20 protein-coding genes are annotated in these 19,937 nt (G+C 46.8%); 4 read left to right on the forward strand and 16 right to left on the reverse strand.

The annotated features are described in order from the left end of the window. Positions 1 to 174: 174 nt before the first annotated feature. Positions 175 to 1,077, forward strand: coding sequence for an ArsR/SmtB family transcription factor (locus JNUCC31_RS06985; RefSeq protein ID WP_192269978.1), 903 nt, complete (start codon positions 175 to 177; stop codon positions 1,075 to 1,077). Between the two features lie 85 nt (positions 1,078 to 1,162). Here the strand turns inward: JNUCC31_RS06985 and JNUCC31_RS06990 are convergent, their stop codons facing one another. From JNUCC31_RS06990 to JNUCC31_RS07030, 9 genes are all read right to left on the reverse strand, one after another. Further along, on the reverse strand, positions 1,163 to 1,624 hold the full coding sequence (locus JNUCC31_RS06990; RefSeq protein ID WP_192269980.1) for a DUF6896 domain-containing protein: 462 nt from the start codon (positions 1,622 to 1,624) through the stop codon (positions 1,163 to 1,165). A 104-nt stretch (positions 1,625 to 1,728) separates the two neighbouring features. Continuing rightward, positions 1,729 to 2,139 carry a DUF6157 family protein gene (locus tag JNUCC31_RS06995; protein WP_192269982.1) on the reverse strand — a complete coding sequence of 137 codons (411 nt, stop codon included), beginning with the start codon at positions 2,137 to 2,139 and terminating at the stop codon, positions 1,729 to 1,731. Positions 2,140 to 2,204: 65 nt separating this feature from the next. Continuing rightward, complete coding sequence (locus JNUCC31_RS07000; protein WP_192269984.1) at positions 2,205 to 2,633, reverse strand: GNAT family N-acetyltransferase; 429 nt, start codon at positions 2,631 to 2,633, stop codon at positions 2,205 to 2,207. A 13-nt stretch (positions 2,634 to 2,646) separates the two neighbouring features. Then, the gene (locus JNUCC31_RS07005; protein ID WP_192269986.1) at positions 2,647 to 3,102 is read right to left on the reverse strand and encodes a GNAT family N-acetyltransferase; all 456 of its coding nucleotides are present in this window, start codon (positions 3,100 to 3,102) and stop codon (positions 2,647 to 2,649) included. Between the two features lie 25 nt (positions 3,103 to 3,127). Beyond that, complete coding sequence (locus tag JNUCC31_RS07010) at positions 3,128 to 3,388, reverse strand: N-acetyltransferase (RefSeq protein WP_192269988.1); 261 nt, start codon at positions 3,386 to 3,388, stop codon at positions 3,128 to 3,130. 212 nt (positions 3,389 to 3,600) lie between these two features. Further along, positions 3,601 to 4,824, reverse strand: a complete 1,224-nt coding sequence (locus JNUCC31_RS07015) for an amidohydrolase (RefSeq protein ID WP_192272835.1) — start codon at positions 4,822 to 4,824, stop codon at positions 3,601 to 3,603. Between the two features lie 123 nt (positions 4,825 to 4,947). After that, on the reverse strand, positions 4,948 to 5,898 hold the full coding sequence (locus tag JNUCC31_RS07020) for a DUF1361 domain-containing protein (protein ID WP_228469561.1): 951 nt from the start codon (positions 5,896 to 5,898) through the stop codon (positions 4,948 to 4,950). 288 nt (positions 5,899 to 6,186) lie between these two features. Then, complete coding sequence (locus tag JNUCC31_RS07025; RefSeq protein ID WP_192269992.1) at positions 6,187 to 6,741, reverse strand: methylated-DNA--[protein]-cysteine S-methyltransferase; 555 nt, start codon at positions 6,739 to 6,741, stop codon at positions 6,187 to 6,189. Positions 6,742 to 6,805: 64 nt separating this feature from the next. Beyond that, on the reverse strand, positions 6,806 to 7,513 hold the full coding sequence (locus tag JNUCC31_RS07030) for a DNA alkylation repair protein (protein WP_192269994.1): 708 nt from the start codon (positions 7,511 to 7,513) through the stop codon (positions 6,806 to 6,808). A gap of 177 nt (positions 7,514 to 7,690) precedes the next feature. Here JNUCC31_RS07030 and mgtE point away from each other — a divergent pair, with 177 nt between their 5' ends. Beyond that, the gene (mgtE, locus tag JNUCC31_RS07035; RefSeq protein WP_192269997.1) at positions 7,691 to 9,061 is read left to right on the forward strand and encodes a magnesium transporter; all 1,371 of its coding nucleotides are present in this window, start codon (positions 7,691 to 7,693) and stop codon (positions 9,059 to 9,061) included. Between the two features lie 133 nt (positions 9,062 to 9,194). Here the strand turns inward: mgtE and mmsB are convergent, their stop codons facing one another. From mmsB to JNUCC31_RS07065, 6 genes are all read right to left on the reverse strand, one after another. Then, on the reverse strand, positions 9,195 to 10,358 hold the full coding sequence (gene mmsB, locus JNUCC31_RS07040) for a multiple monosaccharide ABC transporter permease (protein WP_192269999.1): 1,164 nt from the start codon (positions 10,356 to 10,358) through the stop codon (positions 9,195 to 9,197). Beyond that, positions 10,342 to 11,892 (reverse strand): multiple monosaccharide ABC transporter ATP-binding protein, encoded by a 1,551-nt coding sequence (gene mmsA, locus JNUCC31_RS07045; RefSeq protein ID WP_192270001.1) that lies wholly within the window; start codon positions 11,890 to 11,892, stop codon positions 10,342 to 10,344. The genes mmsB and mmsA overlap by 17 nt, the downstream gene beginning before the upstream one ends. Positions 11,893 to 11,913: 21 nt before the next feature. Further along, the gene (gene chvE, locus JNUCC31_RS07050) at positions 11,914 to 12,999 is read right to left on the reverse strand and encodes a multiple monosaccharide ABC transporter substrate-binding protein (protein WP_192270003.1); all 1,086 of its coding nucleotides are present in this window, start codon (positions 12,997 to 12,999) and stop codon (positions 11,914 to 11,916) included. 317 nt (positions 13,000 to 13,316) lie between these two features. Then, on the reverse strand, positions 13,317 to 14,582 hold the full coding sequence (locus JNUCC31_RS07055; protein WP_228469693.1) for a response regulator transcription factor: 1,266 nt from the start codon (positions 14,580 to 14,582) through the stop codon (positions 13,317 to 13,319). Positions 14,583 to 14,623: 41 nt separating this feature from the next. Beyond that, positions 14,624 to 16,591 (reverse strand): cache domain-containing sensor histidine kinase, encoded by a 1,968-nt coding sequence (locus JNUCC31_RS07060; RefSeq protein ID WP_192272836.1) that lies wholly within the window; start codon positions 16,589 to 16,591, stop codon positions 14,624 to 14,626. Further along, a complete protein-coding gene (locus JNUCC31_RS07065; RefSeq protein WP_192270007.1) occupies positions 16,572 to 17,579 on the reverse strand; it encodes a substrate-binding domain-containing protein in 1,008 nt (335 codons plus the stop codon). The genes JNUCC31_RS07060 and JNUCC31_RS07065 overlap by 20 nt, the downstream gene beginning before the upstream one ends. A 197-nt stretch (positions 17,580 to 17,776) precedes the next feature. On the opposite strand from JNUCC31_RS07065, the gene JNUCC31_RS07070 reads away from it, so the two are divergent. Together JNUCC31_RS07070 and JNUCC31_RS07075 are read left to right on the forward strand one after the other, a co-directional pair. After that, positions 17,777 to 18,358, forward strand: a complete 582-nt coding sequence (locus JNUCC31_RS07070; protein WP_192270009.1) for a LysE family translocator — start codon at positions 17,777 to 17,779, stop codon at positions 18,356 to 18,358. Between the two features lie 19 nt (positions 18,359 to 18,377). Continuing rightward, positions 18,378 to 19,172 carry an AraC family ligand binding domain-containing protein gene (locus JNUCC31_RS07075; protein WP_192270011.1) on the forward strand — a complete coding sequence of 265 codons (795 nt, stop codon included), beginning with the start codon at positions 18,378 to 18,380 and terminating at the stop codon, positions 19,170 to 19,172. A gap of 127 nt (positions 19,173 to 19,299) precedes the next feature. On the opposite strand, the gene JNUCC31_RS07080 is transcribed toward JNUCC31_RS07075, so the two are convergent. Continuing rightward, positions 19,300 to 19,866: a hypothetical protein gene (locus JNUCC31_RS07080; RefSeq protein ID WP_192270013.1), complete on the reverse strand. Its 567-nt coding sequence runs from the start codon at positions 19,864 to 19,866 to the stop codon at positions 19,300 to 19,302. Between the last annotated feature and the right edge of the window lie 71 nt (positions 19,867 to 19,937).

Genomic DNA, 19,937 nt, shown 5'->3' on the forward strand with positions numbered 1-19,937 from the left:
ATCCACCTCTTTTTCTATAATTCATATATTTGAGAATCCAACTTCATACGCAGATAAAAAAATTAAACACTATCGCAAACATACTTTCAATGCGTTAGAGTTGAAGGGTGAAGTTAATTTCATTAAATGAATATATATGTGATTTCAATAGATCAGGTTAGGAGATTGTTAAAAATGATTAAAGCGAACGGAGAAGCAAGATTCATACCGTTATACGAGGCACTGGCAAGCGAGGTTCGATGGAGAATTATGGATTTGATTGCAGATCGCGAAATGAATGTGAAGGATATTGCGGCTGCGTTAGAACTCAGCCCTTCCATCGTCACGATGCACATCCGAAAGCTTGAGCAAGCCGGACTGATTGAAAGCCGCAGGATACGTCTGAATGGAGGCACGCATAAGTTGTGTTTTCTCAAACCAAATAACATCGAGATCGAACTGCCATCCGCCAGCCGGACAGCAAGGATCAGAGAGCAGACCATTTCAGTGGGTCACTATACTGCATTTGAAGTCCATCCTACTTGCGGCCTTGGGACCCATGAGAAAGAAATCGGTGTTTGGGACGACCCACGCTACTTTCTCGATCCTGAGCGGGTTCACGCTGCCATCCTCTGGTTTGGAAGAGGGTATGTCGAATACAAAACACCTAACTATATGCTTCCTGATCAGACTGCCAGAAGCATTGAAATTTCAGTGGAAATGGCTTCTGAGGCCCCGGGTTTACGAGATCATTGGCCATCAGATATCCGTTTTACGTTTAATGGTATTTCACTTGGTACCTGGACAAGCCCTGCTGATTTCGGAAGAGCTGCTCGAGGCAAATATACACCGGCATGGTGGCATCGAAATGTGAATCAATATGGATTATTAAAGACGATTCGTGTTGATGACTCGGGTACGTATATGGATGGGGAGTGGATGTCAGACGTGACGATCGAGGATATCCAACTGGAGGAACCATTCTGGACACTTCGATTCACGGTTGACGAGGAGGGGGCTAACGTCGGAGGATTAACACTCTATGGTTCAGGGTTCGGCAACCATGACCAGGATATTGTCATACGCGTACATCGTTAATCTTTCTTTATGTAGTAACGAATAATCCCGTTCTTCTCTTCAAACGCATCCCTTATTTGAAAGAACGGGATACTGCTTTACGCCGTTAAAGAAGCTTTCTATATTCAACTCCATGAACATGAATCAGCACGTTCTGGGCTGCCAACCTTTCGAAAAAATCCAACATGTCCCCAAAGGGATTCTCAAAATAGGCGATCAGGTGTTCATAATTTGCAGTGGATTTCAAAAAGTTATAGAAAAAATAGGGGTCCATGTTACCCACATCATCTTTACTGCCGAGAGAAACCTCCAAGGTTTGGCCTGTTTCTGCATTCTCGAACAAACAATGCTCTCCATGAACATCAAAATGCCATTTTCCACTCAAATATTCTTCACCATTTACTACTTCTTCATTAGAAAGCAAGTAATAGGCTCCATCGATGATCTCTTCCTTTTCAGCCTGGCTGGTTTCCGAGATCAATTTGTCGATCAGTTCTTGTGCAATTCTTTTGTACGTGTCCATCGCTTCCAGTAATTCATCTGTTGTTTCTTTGGTTAAAGCGTGCATCTCTAGCCTCCTGCTTGTAGCGGACGTTTTGAAATCCCTTCAATATAGCCCTATGTTTGTTTCTATTCTCCTTACTTCTAAGTATTGTTAGTTAAACGATAGATCTATTGACGGCTCGAACGCATCGCCTTTACATGTTTTAAACTGCTATCGTTTATAAAGTTTTTATATTCTTCGGATTCAACAGCATAGATCGCCACTTTCCCTTGTGAATTATGATGAATGCCCCATCCATAACGTTTACCCAAGGAAGAAGTACGAAGACAGGGTTGTCCCTTAGAGAAAAACTTGGTTCTCTCTGTGGATCTTTGTTCATCGGGAATATCATTGCGCTGCGCGAACACTTCAAACATGACATCCTCTTGCGTATATTGATAAGGGTGGTTTGTTATCATTTCATACTGTATAACTGAAACGGTTTTGCCGCCGTTTTTGGCTTTGGGGATCTCTGCCACTTGAACAGGACAATCTTCTGCTACTGCAATAAAAGTTTCGTAATAGTTCATGTCTTTCATCTATATATCCTCCCATCATTTCATAAAATTAAAGGATACGAATATACAATCCAGCTTGAGCTGTTTTATACATATTTCTTAAAAGCCTTGCTGGATTCCCCATCGTACCCTAACTTCGTATAAAAGCCATGTGCCTCGTATCTGGATGAACCGCTGGTGAGAAACACCTTTACACAATTTTTCTGTATGCATACATCCTCTATATACTTCATAAGTTCAGAACCATATCCCTTGCTCTGCACATGCTCCGTAATAATAACCCGCTCAACCACGCCAAACGGTCTATTTTCCACCAAAGCATCCAGACAAAGATGTAAATGCGCTGTCCCAATAACCTGATCACCGACTTCGTAAACAAATAAGAAACTGTTGGGATTATTCCTTACTTCTTCAATTCGCTCCGCCAGTACCTTCGTATTCAAGTTGTTCGGTAATAATTCGTTGTACAATCTTTCAATAACCTCGACATCCCTTGCTTCGGCCTCTCTGATCATCTTGTTCCACTCCTCAACTTATATAATAACTTAATATGATGTCACCATTGTCCTCGAATTCACCCGTCTCCTGAAACCCGGATTTCTTATATAAAGCGTTTGCCACTATGTTGTGCGGCACATGGGATACCCTGATTTGCTTGCAATCGGTTCTCTCTTTTAACTTGTGAATCACTTCCTTGATTGCCAGTTTGGCGTAACCCTTCCCTTGGTATTTCTCATCGATCATAAAACGAAGTATCCAATAATATCCATCATTATATATCTCATTATCAAATAAAATAAAGCCTACCATGCGGTCCTCTGCAAAAATTCCGTATGGCCTCGAGGTGATTTCCTTCGTCGCATGAATTAATGAATCTGCATTGCTTGCTACCAAATTCAATTGGTCTTCGCGCGGTTTAAGCTGAATGCACGCTAATTCGTTTTCCTTGGTTATACGTTGCAGTGTTACTTTCTCTGCTGACACATCCATCTCTCCTTGAATGAAATGACTAGATTTTTTTGATCAAAATAATCTCCAAAGGCTGCGTTTCCAGCAATAGAGAGCCCGCATCAACATACCCCAATTTTCTATAAAAGTGTTGCGCGTGTTCATCTGACTGTGTAGAAGTCATTACCGTATCAAACCCTTTTTGCTTCATCAGATGCTCCCAGTTCTCTTTGATCTTTGTCTCCACAAGCGAGGGATGGATATGTCGATCTCGTTCAAAAATATAACTGTAATCGGTTTCATCAGCATATTGAATCTTCATTGTCATTACTCCTCCCATTAAACTACGTCCATCATAACCCAATATGTGGAATACGCAATAAGTTCCTCCTCTTTTTTACCAACTCGATAAAACCGAATTTTCACTTGAAACATGTGGTCTATGCACAATTTTATAAGTTGTAACCTTTCTTAAACAACACAAAAAACCACGAATATTCGTGGTTATATATGTCGGTACCATTTCCCTATGACCTACAAAGATCCGCTCACCAATTGTCCCTTGTACCATACCGCCTGTCGTTCAGATCTTCTGGCAACTGCTTCCGCAGAACAACTTGCGTGAACGAGTATAAAACTCGCCGTGTCCCCTACCTTCGGCCATACCTGTTGTCCCTCTGAATCCAGTGGAGTGATGCCATTTGTTACAAATGCAATCGATTGAGACAAGGACCGTTCATCGCTATATCCGTACAGTTCGGCGAAACGGCCCGCTTTTTCCAGTTGATCTCCATTACCAAAAGGAGACCAATGATCCGTCAAACTGTCTGTCGCCAGCTTCACGTTCACCCCATGTTGATGGAGCATCGGAAGCGGCATCATCATCTTACCGATAGGCATGGTCGAAGCCACGCTCATACCAAGGGAGCCCATTCGCTTGGCCATATCTTCCGTTTCTTGCTGCTCCGCACGGGCGAACCAGAACGCATGGCTTACGGTAACTTTACCCTGAAGTCCTGCTTCTTCGGTCAGATCAGCCAACTGCAGCAACGTTTGTTTACCCGGTTCTCCGGAATCGTGCAAATGAATATCGATGCCTGCCCGATGCTGAACAGCCAGTTCAACCATCGCGTCTAGGGACTTCTCCATATTCCCGTCTACGGTGTTAGGGTCAAGTCCGCCTACATGAGTAGCCCCTTCAGACATAGCTTGACGCATCAGCTCTATTGAATTTGAGCGGAGCAGCCCATGCTGCGGGAAAGCCACGATTTCAGAGGAGATTTTCTCCGAAAATGTCCCCAATGCCTGCCGTGTTGCTTCCAATCGCTTCAACCCGCTGACCGGTTCAATATTGCAATGACTGCGTACATGGGTGGAACCATATCCCTGAATCAAGGTCAGAATGCTCTCCGCCTGACGCTTCGCATCGGGTAATAGCTTGGGCAGCAACACCTTCTCTTCTTCGATACGTTCGAAAATGCTGGAGATGCGTCGCACCGCTTTCCATGGTGCATCATAATACGTTTTATCCAAATGAATATGCGCTTCCTCGAACGAAGGCAACAGCAGCAATCCTTTACCATCAACCTTTGGCAACTCGCTTGTTAATTCCGCATCCCCATCCACAATGGCTGCAATGACTCCATTTTCAATCCGCAGATGACCAAGGCTTGTCCGGGTGCCAGTTACCTGACCGTCTTCCATTATATAACTTTGCTCCAATGATACGTTGGTTAACCAGTATTCCTGCTTGAGCATGGTCACTCCCTCTTTCCACTCGGTCGATCTTACATCGAGTACCGATTCATCTGTGGTCAATGCTACCATAAGACTTCATTTAGCAAAAATAGTTAAAATGTTGGTGTTCCATACGATTTTCGTTTAGATATTATTGGACTTCCCCATAAGTATACGAAGTGTAATATATGCAAAAATTTGAATCACAAATATCATGGCCACAAATTCAACCAGAATGCTGTTGCCTGCACTTAAATCAGTCATGATATCCTTCAATATGAGGCCAGGCTGCTTCAGGACATCCCAACTATTCCAGCGATTAAATCGCCCAATGTATACCCCGAGGCTGCTCAGGAGTAAAACAACGCCTACAACGACCATTCTGCCAAATTGATTTAGTCGTTTATTTAACAATTCGTGGATTTGATGTATCGAGCAGATGGACAGAAGTAAACCCAGTATGGCTACGACAAACGTTAGGGTGAGGCTATACCAAAAATCAATATGAACCCAGAATTTAGTTTCCCCTTGACGATCAAAGTATCTAAATGCATGCAGGATTTCTGTGAAAAGATATGCCGAATTCGGCAGAAAGAACAGCCAGCATGCACACATCACCATGACTAGTGCGATGCTCGTTTTTGTAAGTTTCTTATTGCTGACATAACTAATGATTGAGGAAATAATGAAAGGCACCCATGCTAAAAAAATATCCCACATTAAAAATGGATACATGTTCGTGTTTGTTTTGGAACGCAAGTAGACAGCAACAAGCAGACAACCTATGGTAGCAACGATTAATACCATGCTTATTTTGAAATATGTAACTGATGTTCTGTTATTGTTCATTTCTTTTCCTCTATTCTGGATGATCCCTGTGTCCAGATCCATCTTCATTGTTGTTGCTTTGCACACGCTCTGATTTAACCGCTCAACTACGCCAAAGGGTTTCACTTCTTCGATCCGCTTAGCCCGTTTCTTCGTATTCCAGTTGGTAGAAGCAACTTCCATCATAACCCAAAATGTGGAATATGCGAACAACTTATAATCATCAGAGCCAGCGCGAGCGCCAGTGGCTGGGCTGTTCTCTGCCAATCGTTATTATATTTAATGAATCATACACACTCTATTCTATTTGGCCTAATTCCACGGATCAGGCATCGTTACGAATCGTAGACACCTTATTCCCTTGCTTTGTGAGTCTTTGCGCATCAATCTACAGGTCTTTACTGGAATAAGACGACTTCTAACATCGGAAAACACAAAAACAGGCACTAGGGAGTACCCAGTGTCTGTACGTATTCAGAAGTCTCAGCAAGTGAACACTTAGCTATTATCCTGCTGCTTCTTTTTTTATATGAGCATTATATAAACATATTATGATCAGAAATTAAACCGCGCATGTCCGCCATCGGTTACGCCTTCGATCTGCTCGATATCCAGTAGTCTGCGCTTCATCTCCAGCCCTCCGCGAAATCCGGTCAGCTTGCGGTTTGCCCCGATAATGCGGTGACATGGCAGCAGTACCGGAATGGGGTTGGCTCCATTGGCGGCCCCAACAGCTCGTACCGCTGAGGGTCTTCCCACCGCAGCTGCAATGTCGCCATAGGTTCTTGTCTCCCCATATGGAACACGCCCCAGTTCGGTCCAGACCTGCTGTTGGAACAGTGTTCCGATCAGATCAAGCGGGATTTCATTGGTAAAGGCTATTTTTTCTCCAGCAAAATAGGATTGTAACCAATCTATCATCCCTGTCTGCTTCAACGCCGCTTCGTTCTCTTCAAGCTCCACTCCAGGCGCAATGCGGCCAATCCAGCTGCTCCAGTCTTCCAGCGATTCATTGGGCATAATGACTCGGCATAACCCTTTTTCGGTGGCAAGCAATACCCACGGACGACCGTCCAGTTCCATTTTGGTCCACAAGATGCTCTTTCTCATACGTCTATCGTCCTTTCCCCTCGTAGGTTCTATATTTGGTTTCTTTTCTCGTTTTGCACACATACTATACCCGAGTCGGTTTCTTCGCTTTTCGTTTCATGCTGCGGATAATCTGCTTTGTCTCCGGGTCAACACGATAGGACTCCGTTATTTTCTGAAGAGCCTTATTATACGTAAAGTCATCCAATGTATTGTCCTGCAGCAGATAACGCATAGTGACTTCTGGCTGTTTCACATAAGCGATGGAAATCGCCCAGGCCACAGCCATTTTCACATAATACGCCTCGTGCCTGATGTTATCTAATGAAGCAAGAACTTCATCAATATATTTTTCTTCCATATAAAAGTTCAACAACATCACAACCCCGAAGCGAATGTCATACTCCTGGTTGGATACCAGATAGGGTTGCAAGAAATGCCACACCTGATCTAGATGGTTCTTCGTGTATTTCAGGCCGCCGCAGAAGCTGTCGCATACCGACCAGTTATCTATTTTGGGAACAAACCAGGCAATATGCTGCAGAAGTTCCTCCATATCTGCTTGGGCATGACCGATGACCATCGCTTGCAGCATCACTTCTTCAAAATAATCATCGTCAGCGGTTTTCAGATAGGCACGCCAGTCCTCTTTGACGATTAGTTTCGCCATCTTGCGTATTTCAGGCAGTCTCACACCTAGCAGATTCGTGATATTCGGAATGAGCGCAGCCGCGAATTTCTGATATTCCGGTTCGACCAAAGATAACAATTGTGTTCTTACAACCGATTCCACATGACTCCTCCTCATCGGGTTTTCTACATCAAGTATATCCCGACAGCATTCATTTGTAAGCCCATATCGAATGTTTTAGCAAGATTACAATATCCATTTCCAGTGGTTGCTGTTTAACTTCCGTCCCATTTCGTTTAAGAATACGGAGTTGAATTCCATTCAGAAAGGAGACTTCATATGAACCGATCCCCTTCCATAAAAGATTTTTCGGTTGAAGAGATCACGGAACTCCTTGTTCAATCTGTGCAAACCCAGAATCTGCCCGAATTTTACAAATGGGCCAAGGAGCTACATCCGTACGATCTTTCACTCGTATATAAAAAATTCCCTGAAGAAGAGACGAAACGCTTCTTGCTCTTATTCAAACCAGACGTTCTCGCCGATATGGCAGAAGCGCTCACGCTTCACGAACAGGTGCATCTATTCGAACAGTTAGGCCCGGAGCGCACTCTTGAAGTCATGCAGCAAATGGACAAAAGTGATCTGATTCGCTTCATGCATGATCTGCCACTCAAACGCAGGGAAGAATTGTTGTCCAATATGAACCTGGATCACTCTTCGATCATCCGCTCCGTGCTGAACTATCCACCGGAGACGGCGGGACGAATCATGACCGATCGATACCGTACCCTGTTATCGCATGAAACCGCAAAGGAGGCGTTGAGAGAATCACAGGCTACGCTGCACATTCCTGCGGCCAGTTATCTGTATGTCACCGATGATGAAGGCAAGCTGGTTGGGGTCGTGAGCTATCAGTCCCTCGCTCAGGCAGATGACAAAACCAAAGTGGACGAGCTGATGACCCGGCGTGTCATCCATGCAACAGTCGATATGGACCAGGAAGAAGCTGCACAGCTGTTGCAGCGTTATGAGTTTATGGCGTTGCCTGTCGTGGATGAGAACCGGAGATTATGCGGTGTTATCCAAATGGATGATGTCATTGATATTATTATGGACGAAGCCAGTGAAGACATCGCCAAGATGGGTGGCGGCAGTAAAGATATCGATTTTGATACTAAACCACTGGTTGCCGTCAGACGTCGCCTCCCTTGGCTGATTTTATTGTTATTTATCGGACTGATCTCGGGCAGCATCGTGGATTTTTTCGAGGACACGCTGAATCAGGTTGTGGCACTGGCGTTCTTCATGCCCATGATCGCCGGTATGACCGGGAATACGGGTACACAGTCTCTTGCTGTCGTTGTGCGCGGACTGATTGGACGCAAGCTTGACAAAGCTACAGTGCTCGCCTTAATTGGACGTGAGATTAAGGTAGGTACGATGATTGGATTCGTATGCGGCATGCTCATTACAGTTATCGCCTATTTTTGGCAAGGTGACTGGCTGCTCGGCGCCATTATTGGTGTATCCCTGTTCTTCACCCTCGTCATCGGCACACTTACAGGTACCTGTATTCCGCTCTTGTTAAGCCGCTTCAACGTCGATCCGGCTGTCGCTTCCGGTCCATTAATTACAACGCTCAATGATATTCTGTCGCTGTTTATCTATTTTGGCATCGCAACCCGTTTCCTGGGAGCATTGATGTAAATAACTGCTTTTCTCTACCAGGAAAACCATAAAAATAGCATAAAACAAACAGACCAGATCCACCGGATCGGTCTGTTTGTTTTATGGTTTATACAAGACGTTTGCTTGCAGCAGAATTCTTTCTGCCAAACACCTATGTCATTCTTTTGTTTTTATTATAGATATCGAAAGCTACTGCCAGCAACAGCACCAGACCCTTGATGCCCTGCTGCCAGTCTATCCCCAAACCAATCAGGGACATGCCGTTGTTCAGAACCCCCATAACCAAACCACCGATGATCGCTCCAAATACAGTCCCGATTCCTCCCGAAGCGGAAGCTCCGCCGATAAAGCAGGCTGCAATGGCATCCAGCTCAAAGTTGGTACCGGCTCTGGGTGTAGCCGCATTCAGTCGTGCTGCGAAGATCAAGCCGGATATGGCCGCCATCACGCCCATGTTTACAAATACCCAGAACGTCACTTTTTTCGTTTTCACACCGGACAGACCGGCAGCCTTCTCATTGCCTCCAAGTGCATATACATGGCGCCCCATTACGGTGCGGTTCATGATGAAGGAGTAGACGATAATCAATACAAACAGCAGAATCAGAATATTCGGAATCCCTGCATAGCTCGCAAGCATAAAGGTGAACAGATTCGTTACTGCAGCCACGACCAGCAGCTTGAGCAGGAAGAGCCCCTGAGACACAACTTCGAATCCGTATTTACGCTGGGAACGGCGCTCCCGCAGTTCGTTTACGATATACCAGACCGTGAGAACAACACCAACGATGATGGACACCAGACCCAGACCTGAAAACTGAATATCAGGCAGGAAGCCTGAACTTATTTTCTGGAACCCGCCTGGAAAAGGAGAAATCGATTGCCCCTCCAGCACGATCATCGTCAAGCCTCGGAAGAGCAGCATGCCTGCCAGGGTTACGATGAATGCCGGAATCCGCACATACGCAATCCAAAAGCCCTGCCACGCCCCAATCAGCGCACCAACCACCAAAGCAGCAATGACCGCCAGCCAGGCCGGAAGCTGCCAATCAACCATCATAATCGCTGCAACCGCGCCTACAAAAGCAGCGATCGAACCTACCGACAAATCGATATGTCCGGTAATAATGACCAGCACCATTCCGATCGCCAGCACCAGAATGTAACTGTTTTGCAGGATCAGATTTGTTATGTTAATCGGCTTGAGCAGCAATCCGCCAGTCAGCACCTCGAACAACAACATAATTACAACCAGTGCGATAATCATGCCATATTGCCGTATATTGTTTTTGAACAGTCTAGTTAACATTTCCATGCTTCCCGCCTCCTGACTTTGTCATATATCTCATCAACGTTTCCTGCGATGCTTCTTCCCGGCTGACTTGCCCCGTAATGCGTCCGGCATTCATCACGTAGATCCGGTCACATAGGCCCAGCACCTCTGGAAGCTCGGAAGAAATCACCAGCACGCCTTTGCCTTCGGCGGCGAGCCGATGGATTATGGTATAGATTTCGAATTTGGCCCCAACATCGATCCCTCGTGTTGGTTCATCCAGAATGAGAATATCCGGACCGGCAAAAATCCATTTGCTCAGCACCACCTTCTGCTGGTTCCCGCCGCTCAAATTTCCGGTTTTCTGCAAAATGCTCGGTGCTTTGATATTCATGCTTTTTTTCATATCCTCGGCTACCAGCACTTCCTCTCGTTCGTTCACGACCGCATTTCTGGTCAGCTTGCCAAGACCTGTAAGCGAAATGTTCCGCTTGATATCGTCCATGAGAATCAGACCGTATTCCTTGCGGTCCTCTGTCACATAAGCGAAACCGTTCTGAATCGCCTCAGTTACGCTGTTGTTCTGAATGGGTTTGCCATCCTTGATGAGTTGGCCCGTAATGCCGCGTCCATACGATTTGCCAAATATGCTCATGGCAAGCTCCGTACGTCCGGCCCCCATCAGACCGGCAATGCCCACAATCTCCCCGCGCCTGATGTTCATGTTGACCTGATCCAGCACCTTCCGTTCAGCATGATGCTCGTGATACACGGTCCAGTCTTTCACTTCGAGGATCACTTCACCGATTTGCGCATGGCGCTCCGGATAGCGGCTCGTCAAATCGCGGCCAACCATTCCGCTAATAATCCGATCTTCCGTCACCTTATCCTTTTTCATATCCAGCGTCTCAATGGTCTTGCCATCCCGCAAGATTGTCACCGAATCGGACACTTTGGACACCTCGTTCAACTTGTGGGATATCAGAATACAAGCGATGCCCTGCTTCTTGAATTCCAGCATCAACTGAAGCAAATTCTCACTGTCATGCTCATTCAGTGCAGCAGTGGGCTCATCCAGAATGAGCAGTCGCACCTTTTTGGAGAGCGCCTTTGCAATCTCAACCAGCTGCTGCTTGCCCACACCGATGCTGGATACAAGACTATTCGGATTTTCGCTCAGTCCCACTTTGGCGAGCAATTCCCGTGTGCCGACAAACGTTTCTTTCCAGTCGATGATCCCTTTGCTCGCACGCTCGTTACCCAGATATATATTTTCCGCAATTGAAAGGTAGGGAATCAGTGCCAGCTCCTGGTGGATGATGACAATACCCAGATCCTCACTTTGTTTAATATCCTTGAACTCACACGGTTTGCCCTGAAATAAAATCTCTCCTTCATATGTTCCATGTGGATATACACCGCTAAGCACCTTCATCAACGTGGATTTCCCTGCACCATTCTCACCGCATAGTGCATGAATCTCGCCTTCTCTGACCTTGAGATTGACGTTTTCCAGCGCTTTTACGCCGGGAAAGGTTTTGGTGATGCCCTTCATTTCCAGAATAATTCCGGCCATGAGATCTACTCCTTTCAATCGCTAGTTCAATCCGATTTCTTCCTTGGTATAATATTGACTGCCTACAATATCCTTCTCTACATTGGTCCGATCCACGGAAATCGGGTCAAGCAAATAGGCCGGGACGATCTTTATGCCGTTGTTATAAGACTTATTGTCGTTCACTTCCGCCGATTTCCCTTGTAATATGCTATTGGCCATCTCTACCGTCTTCTCCGCCAGCTTGCGGGTATCCTTGAATACGGTCTGTGTCTGTTCTCCGGCCACAATGGATTTAATCGAAGCCAGTTCGGCATCCTGACCTGTAATCACTGGCAACGGCTTGTTTGCTGTGCCATAACCGATCCCTTTCAACGATGAAATGATCCCGATACTGATCCCATCATAAGGGGATAACACCGCATCCAGGTTGTCTCCCGAGTAATAGGCACTGAGCAGATTATCCATACGGGATTGTGCCAGAGCGCCGTCCCAGCGCAGCGTTGCAATCTGGGCCATCGTTGTCTGCTTGCTTCGCACAACCAGCTTGCCGGAATCGATATATGGCTTGAGGATTGACATTGCACCGTCAAAGAAGAAATAGGCGTTGTTGTCATCGGGGGAGCCGCCAAACAACTCTATGTTATAGGGGCCTTTCCCTTCCTTAAGCCCGAGCTTTTGCTCGATGTAGGACGCCTGCAGCACACCCACCTTGAAGTTATCAAACGTCGCATAATAGGTTAAATACGGCGTATTTCGGATAAGCCGATCGTATGAAATGACCTGTATGCCCTCGTCATGCGCTTTCTTGATTACATCTGTCAGCGTATTGCCATCCACAGAAGCAATCACCATCACGTCTACACCCTTGGTGATCATGTTCTCAATCTGAGAAATCTGATTCTCCACCACGTCCTCCGCATACTGCAGATCCGTTTTGTACCCCTGCTCCTGAAAAAGGCGAACCATGTTCTCCCCATCCCCAACCCAGCGTTCGGAGGATTTGGTAGGCATCGAAATGCCGACATACCCTTTTTCCTTACTGCCCGTTCCACTCTCGGCCAGATTGCAGGCAGATAGCATTGAGGTCATCACCAGAAGCCAGATGAGCAGTGCTCCTTTTTTCATAAGAACTTCCCCTTTCCTCAAATCATGTGAACTTCAACGACTCATTAGGATAACGCTTACAATGTATCGCATTTATGTAAGCGGTTATTTCTTTCTGAATCCATCGTAGCATGCCGAAACAAGAGAGGTCTTTGCTGCATTTGAACCTTTTTTATAAAATTTCAACTTTTGTAAAGAGCGGAATATGGGACTACGGATGAGCAGACTTGCCCTGCAGAAGAAATCATGCGGACAGCAGCTAACAACAAAAAAAGGGAGCTGATCCGCTTGATACAAGCAGAACAAATCCCTTGATGAATATCCCTTGTTCAACCAGCCTATCCTCTCTTGGATGAGGTCACAATCCTCGTACCGCCGCTTTTGCGGTACTGTGCAGGTGAAATGCCCATCGTTTTTTTGAATGCGGTACTAAAATAATGCTGTGTATCGTAACCCACATGCTCAGCAATTTGGTACACAGGCAGTACCGTAGAATCCAGCAGCTGTACTGCCTTCCGGATGCGAGCATGCGTAACAAGGGTCACGAAGGAATCATCCAACTCTTTTTTGAGCACCCGACTCAAATATACCGGAGACACTTGCAGACGGGAAGCAAGCGTGTCCAGTGTCAGATTCCGATTCGCATATTCCGCTTGAATAAGCTGTCTTGCCCGGCGCACCAGCGGTGACAGCCGAACCTCGCCACATACCAATTCACGACACTCGCGATACGTATTCGGCGCTTCCTCCACGGTACCGGTATGCATCTCCATATGGGCGTGGACAGCGATGTTCAGGCATGAAATGACGGTCTGCTCAATGGAAGACTCCAGATCTTCCGATGCCGCCTGCCATAAACAAATGCCAATCAGTCCATTCGGGTCCCGGAACAGCACATACGGCAGGTCCCCCAGTAATTCGGCAACGATATTTTCCGTGGCAAAAAGGAATAATTGACGATCATTCTCCCGCATAAGGGTCTGGCGTGCTTCTGCCGCGGGCCAGCGTACGATTCCAATCTGCACAGGCGGTTCCGATGGCAGACGCAAAAAGGTGAGTTGCTCGATCAGCCCTTTTCCCTCGATTTGTCCCTCCAGCCAATCCAGGCAAAAACGTTGACGAAGCAGTGGAATATTGCGTTCAATCTGATCTGCAGCCTGTTTTACATATGCTGTTCGCTTATGCTCTTCATCCATACGCTGACGCAGACGTGCAAGTGCAGCATACAGCTGCTCCGATTGTACAGGCTTCAAGATATAATCCTCCACCCCTAGCCGAACAGCCTCCTGTGCATAAGCAAATTCATCATGTCCAGACACGATCAGACAGCGGCAATTGGGACAATGATCCTGAAGGCCGCGTATCAAGTCAATCCCGTTCAGAAAGGGCATGTTCATATCGACCAATACGATATCCACGCACAGATCTACAGCCAGTTCCAGCGCTTCCTCCCCGTCCTCGGCTTCTCCGGCAACCTCCATGCCCAGTGCAGTCCAGTTGATCGAATCCCGGATGCCTTCCCGAATAATGGGCTCATCATCAGCAATCAGAACCCGGTAAGATCTCCCCAAAGCCTCTGTTTCTGTTGCAGCCGATGCTGTCATCCCTTCCGCAGAAGTCCATGTTGTTGACGCTGTAAAATGTTTCATTCGCTCCCCTCCCTCTCTTTACTGTCCAATAACTGCACCGCTGGAAGTTCTTGCAGTAACGGGTGAATGATCGTCACGCATGTACCATTTCCTTCCTTGCTGCCCAGTACAATACCGTATTCTTCGCCGAACGTCAGGCGAAGACGGGCCTGTACATTCAACATTCCGTAGCTTTTCCCCGCTTTTCCGGACAGCGCTGCCGATTCCAAACTTTCCATAGGGGCTGCCAGAAGTTGTTCCATTTCTGCCAACCGCTCCCTGGACATGCCTGCTCCATCGTCCTGAATCAACAGTAGCAGTTTGCCCTGTTCTATTTTGGCCTCCACCCGAATCTTGCCAGGCCCTCGCCTGCCCTTGATCCCATGATAGATCGCGTTTTCTACAAGAGGCTGCAGCAGCAGTTTGAGCACGAACAACTCCCGTATATCATCGGAAACCATTAATTCATACTGCAAACGATCACGGTACCGGGTCTGTTGGATTTTCAAATAACTGGTAATATGTTCAAGCTCGGCGTGTAGTGTAAGGAAGTCATTCCCTTTGCTGAGACCGATGCGAAAAAGTCGGGACAGGGCGCCAACCATCTCGGATACATCATCCGCGCCTTCCTTGCGAGCCATCCAATGGATCGTATCCAGCGTATTGTATAAAAAATGAGGTTTGATATGCTCCTGCAAACTGCGCATCTCTGCCTCCCGCTTCTGCCGCTCCTTTAATTCATTAAGGGATATGAGTTGCCGGATCTGTGCAAGCATGCGGTTAAAACTCCTGCCCAGCATACCGATCTCATCAGCACGGTCGCTCCAGCGGCCCGACATGAGATTTCCCGTTTCGGCCCTGCGCATGTAAGACATCAGCCGGAAGATCGGCTGCGCAATGGAGCGCGAAAACCACAGGGAAGTGCTCAGACCGAACAAACAAACCACGAATACAAAGCTGACCACATAAAACTGAATTTGGCGTACCTCCGTTATGGATTCCCGCGCGGGAAACACCCCTACGGTTCTCCATCCCGTAAACGTGGAGGATTGATACAGAAATAACAGCTCCTTCCCATCCGCTTCGGCGTTAAATGTCCCGCTGTCACCAGACTTGAACCAGTCTGCAGGAATCTGTTCAACCAGCGGATGCTCCGGCATATAGACGCTCCGTCCTTCTGCATCCGTCACCATCACATAGCCCGATTTTCCCAGGGTTACATTTCTGGCTGCCTGAGAGACAGATCGCAGCTTGAGGTCAATCATAATGACACCCAGTACACGACCTGACGCTTCATCTGTTATGGAGCGCGCAACCGATACGATTTCATTATCCTTATACCGTACATGTGTCGTAATATTTCGCTCCCTTGGCTGACCCAGCACTGTAAAAATGCCAGGATTCGCCGAAGCCCTTTTGTACCAGTCCTCCCGGGTCAGACTTTGCTTCGCGCGGGGGTACATCTCATTGCTGATATAGTCACCGCTTCCATTAGCAAGAACGATTCCGGCAATCTCAGGATACAACGTCGTGAACCCCTGCAAAGTTTGCTTGATTCCATACAGCTGATCCTGATCCGTCACATTTGGTTCCCTTTCCGATGTAATAGTGCTCGTGCCAGTATCGTTATCCGACGCCGTTTTTCCTTTCATAAAAGCGATAATGTCGGGATCAAATGCAATCAGGTACGTCATGTTTTGCAGGTTCTCCATCTTGCTGTCAAGCGCTTCATTTACTTTGCCGATGAGCTGCATCGTATGTCCCTCAACCTGTCGCTCCACAATCCGTTCTACGGTCCAGTTCACCAATAACCCCAGTCCTACAGAAGGCACGATTGCAAATAACAAAAAAAGCAGCATCAGCTGATAACGGAGCGGCATATTACGCAAGCGCAAGCGCTGCAGGCTCTTCTTCATCCTGCTGCGGATCGCTTCCCTGCTCCGGCTGCTCCCCTGCCGATTGTGTTTATTTGGCATAATAATCATCCACATTCGCGCTTGTCACCACAGAGATTCCGGTATCCACCCTTACCGGCAGCGGTGCATTCTCACCGGAAGTGGATGGGGCAGGTACGGTTAGCTGATGATGCAGATGGAATAAATATTGAAGCGACCAATACCCCATATTCCAGGTTCCCTGCGCAATTGTAGCCGAAATCGTGCCGCCCTTGATCATATCCAGCGTGGCCTTGTTTGTATCGAAAGATATAATTTTGAGCGAACGTCCATCCTTGGAATTCTGGACAGCTTCACCCGCGCCTGCCCCTCCGGTCGCCTCGGTCACAAAAATACCCGCCAGCTTCGGGTGTGCCTTCATCAGTCTAAGCGTCTCGTCCCTTGATACCAACGCATCTCCGTGTCCATCCGCAACTTCCACCACCTTCATGGATGGATAGCGCTGCTCCATCGTATCGCGGAAGCCCTTGGCTCGCTCCTCATGATTCTGCTGTCCAGGCAGAGTCAGCACGGCGACTTCCCCTTCGCGGGCCATCAGCTCGGCCATTTTGTCAGCAGCCGTTACACCCGCCTTGTAATTGTCCGTTCCGAGAAAAGAATATGCCCGGCTTTCGGGTGCATCCGCATCAAACAATACGACGGGAATGTCCGCGTCGATGGCCTTGTTAATTGCGGGAATCAATGATTGCGGATCGATCGCAGAGATGGCAATTCCCGCCGGTTTGCGTGCAATAGCCTGTTCGATCACCGTTGTCTGTTCCTTTGCATCGTACCGGGTAGCACCGCGATACTCCACGGTTACGCCAAGCGCATCTCCTGCGTCCTCGAAGCCTTTCAGCGGGCTCTTCCAATATTCCAGCCCGGACTGGAATGTGATCATCATGTACGTTTCGCCAATATCCCCGCGCAGTCCCCTGTCTTCCCAGGAGCCATTCACCTGGCTGGAGTATTCGAACCGAAGCACATACAATGCAAATGCCGAGATTAGCAAAATATAAACCAGCAGCATTTTTTTCATTCCGTTCACTTCCTCCAATAATCTGTCGGCTTGCATTTCGATTAAATTGTAAACGCAATCATAAAAAAAAGAAACCACTCTTCATCTTCCGGTGATATCCTTCTGTCCCTACCCAAGGAGCTACCTGCTGCAATAATGTACTATAAGCCTATGCCTCCCTGGAGTATGATCAGGTAACTACAACTCGGGGAGGCACTATGAATCTTACATCCTTTTTTATCTATTGTATTGTCGTTACCTTTACACCTGGCCCCAGCAACATTGTGATTCTCACTTCCGTCGGGCAGGTTGGTCCCCGGAAAACGATGGAATATGTGTGGGGGGCCACAGTTGCATTTGGCTTGTTACTTGCCGCTTCTGCTCTTCTTAATCACGCTCTAGCTGAGGTATTGCCTGGCATTCTCCATGTGATGCAGATTGTGGGTAGTGTCTATATGTTATATCTGGCTTATCAAGTCTATAAGATGGGTTCCACCGAGACAGCATCTAAACATGTTACGGGCTTTTTGAACGGTCTAGTCATGCAGTTTGTAAACCCAAAAGTAGTTCTGTTCACGTTCACTGTCATTCCAAGCTATGTGCTGCCTTACTACGATAGCACCATTTCCACGTTTCTGTTCGTGGTGATCATTACCATCATTGGATTCCTGGCCTATTCCAGCTGGGTCGTATTTGGCTCCGTCTTCAGAACATTACTTAATCGTCATCAAAAAGCACTTAGTATCCTTATGGCACTTTTTTTGTTATACTCAGCCATTATGGTGTCGGGAATCATCTAACGCTTGGGAGGTGTACAGCGTGGAATTGTTCAATTATAAAAAAACACAAGATGTACTGGCGCTATCTGCCAGCTTTACGGATTTCACCTATAAAAAGCATTGTCATGAAGAATATGCGGTTGGGGTAACCCTGCGCGGCATTCAGCAATACCATCTGGATGGACACTATCAGGCCTCCCATAGAAATGGTGTGATGCTGTTCAACCGCGAACAGTCCCATGATGGAAGTTCCTATGACAAAGCGGGCATAGATTATGTGATGCTGTATCTGAAGCCGGAGCTGGTCGAAGAGATTATGGGAAAGAAGGAATTGCGCTTCTCCACCCCGATCGTCTATGATCCCCAGCTCGCACGAAGCATTCTGCTGCTGAACGATGCTGTTCAGAGCGGTCAAGATGAAGCGAAATGCAGTGAACTGCTCTTCGACTTGATACAATTGCTCTCTCAATCGGAAATGGACACCAAGCTTTGGCGACCTCAGGACAGTCTGGTCCGAAAAGCCAAAGAAATGATGTTTTGCAGCATCGAAGATGTTCTAAAATTGGACGACCTGAGTGCGGAATTCAACATGTCCAAATTTCAATTTATCCGTGAGTTTAAATCACATGCCGGCATATCCCCTTACCAGTTTTTTCTCAATTGCAAAGTGGAGCGTGCCAGACAGTCCATCGAAACGCATAAAGATATATACTCTGCTGTAGCGGAATGTGGTTTTGTCGACCTGACTCATCTGAACAGACACTTTAAACGGGTATTCGGTATCACGGCTTATGAATACATGCTGCAACTAAACGGATTGAATCGGTACGACTGATCCCACCGTATGCAGAAAATCCCCGCATGCAAACGCGAGTATACCTCTACGTTTCATGCGGGGATTTGATTTTTTTACATTTGCCGTAATGATGTATCTCCTCCATTAGACCTTCAATCATGTACGTTCATGTACGTCTCTTTCTTCTCCAGATCCAGCCAATGACCAATACAAGCAATAAAGTAAGTCCGCCATATATCATGAGATTCAATGACCAACTTCGTCCATGAATGGTTTCTCCAAAATCATTCTGACTCACTACTTTTCCTGCGCCCAGCAGCTTTAACGCGTCGTCGGCTTTCTCAACAGGCAGGTTGCCACTGCATAAATTCGTATGCAACCCATTTCCTTTTTCCTCCTGGTAGGCAAAGATCAGATAGGATTGGTTCTTGTCCAATTGAATCCCGCAAGAATCTGAACCGGCATCATTTCCCATGACAGTCATTCGTTTAGAAGAAACGCCCTTCCATGCGGCATCCACCTCAAAGGTATAGGCTCTCAATCGGTCTGGGCTGAATATTTGCGTCCCGCCTCTCTTTACCACTTTTCCTGTAAAAACCGATGTGTACGTCTTCAGTTTCTCTTGGGCGTTCGAATCAACACAACTGCAAGCATAAGCTTTCTCTTCCCAAAATCCCGTGAATCCAGTTGAAATGACTAACAGAACCAACGTTATCAAGACTAAACGTTTCATTTCCGTTCTCCTTCTTCCTGAATTGAACATGATTTGATATGTAATTGCTGAATTCCTCCAAATTCCATAAT

The sequence above is a fragment of the Paenibacillus sp. JNUCC-31 genome, from assembly GCF_014844075.1.
Taxonomy (GTDB): Bacteria; Bacillota; Bacilli; order Paenibacillales; family Paenibacillaceae; genus Paenibacillus.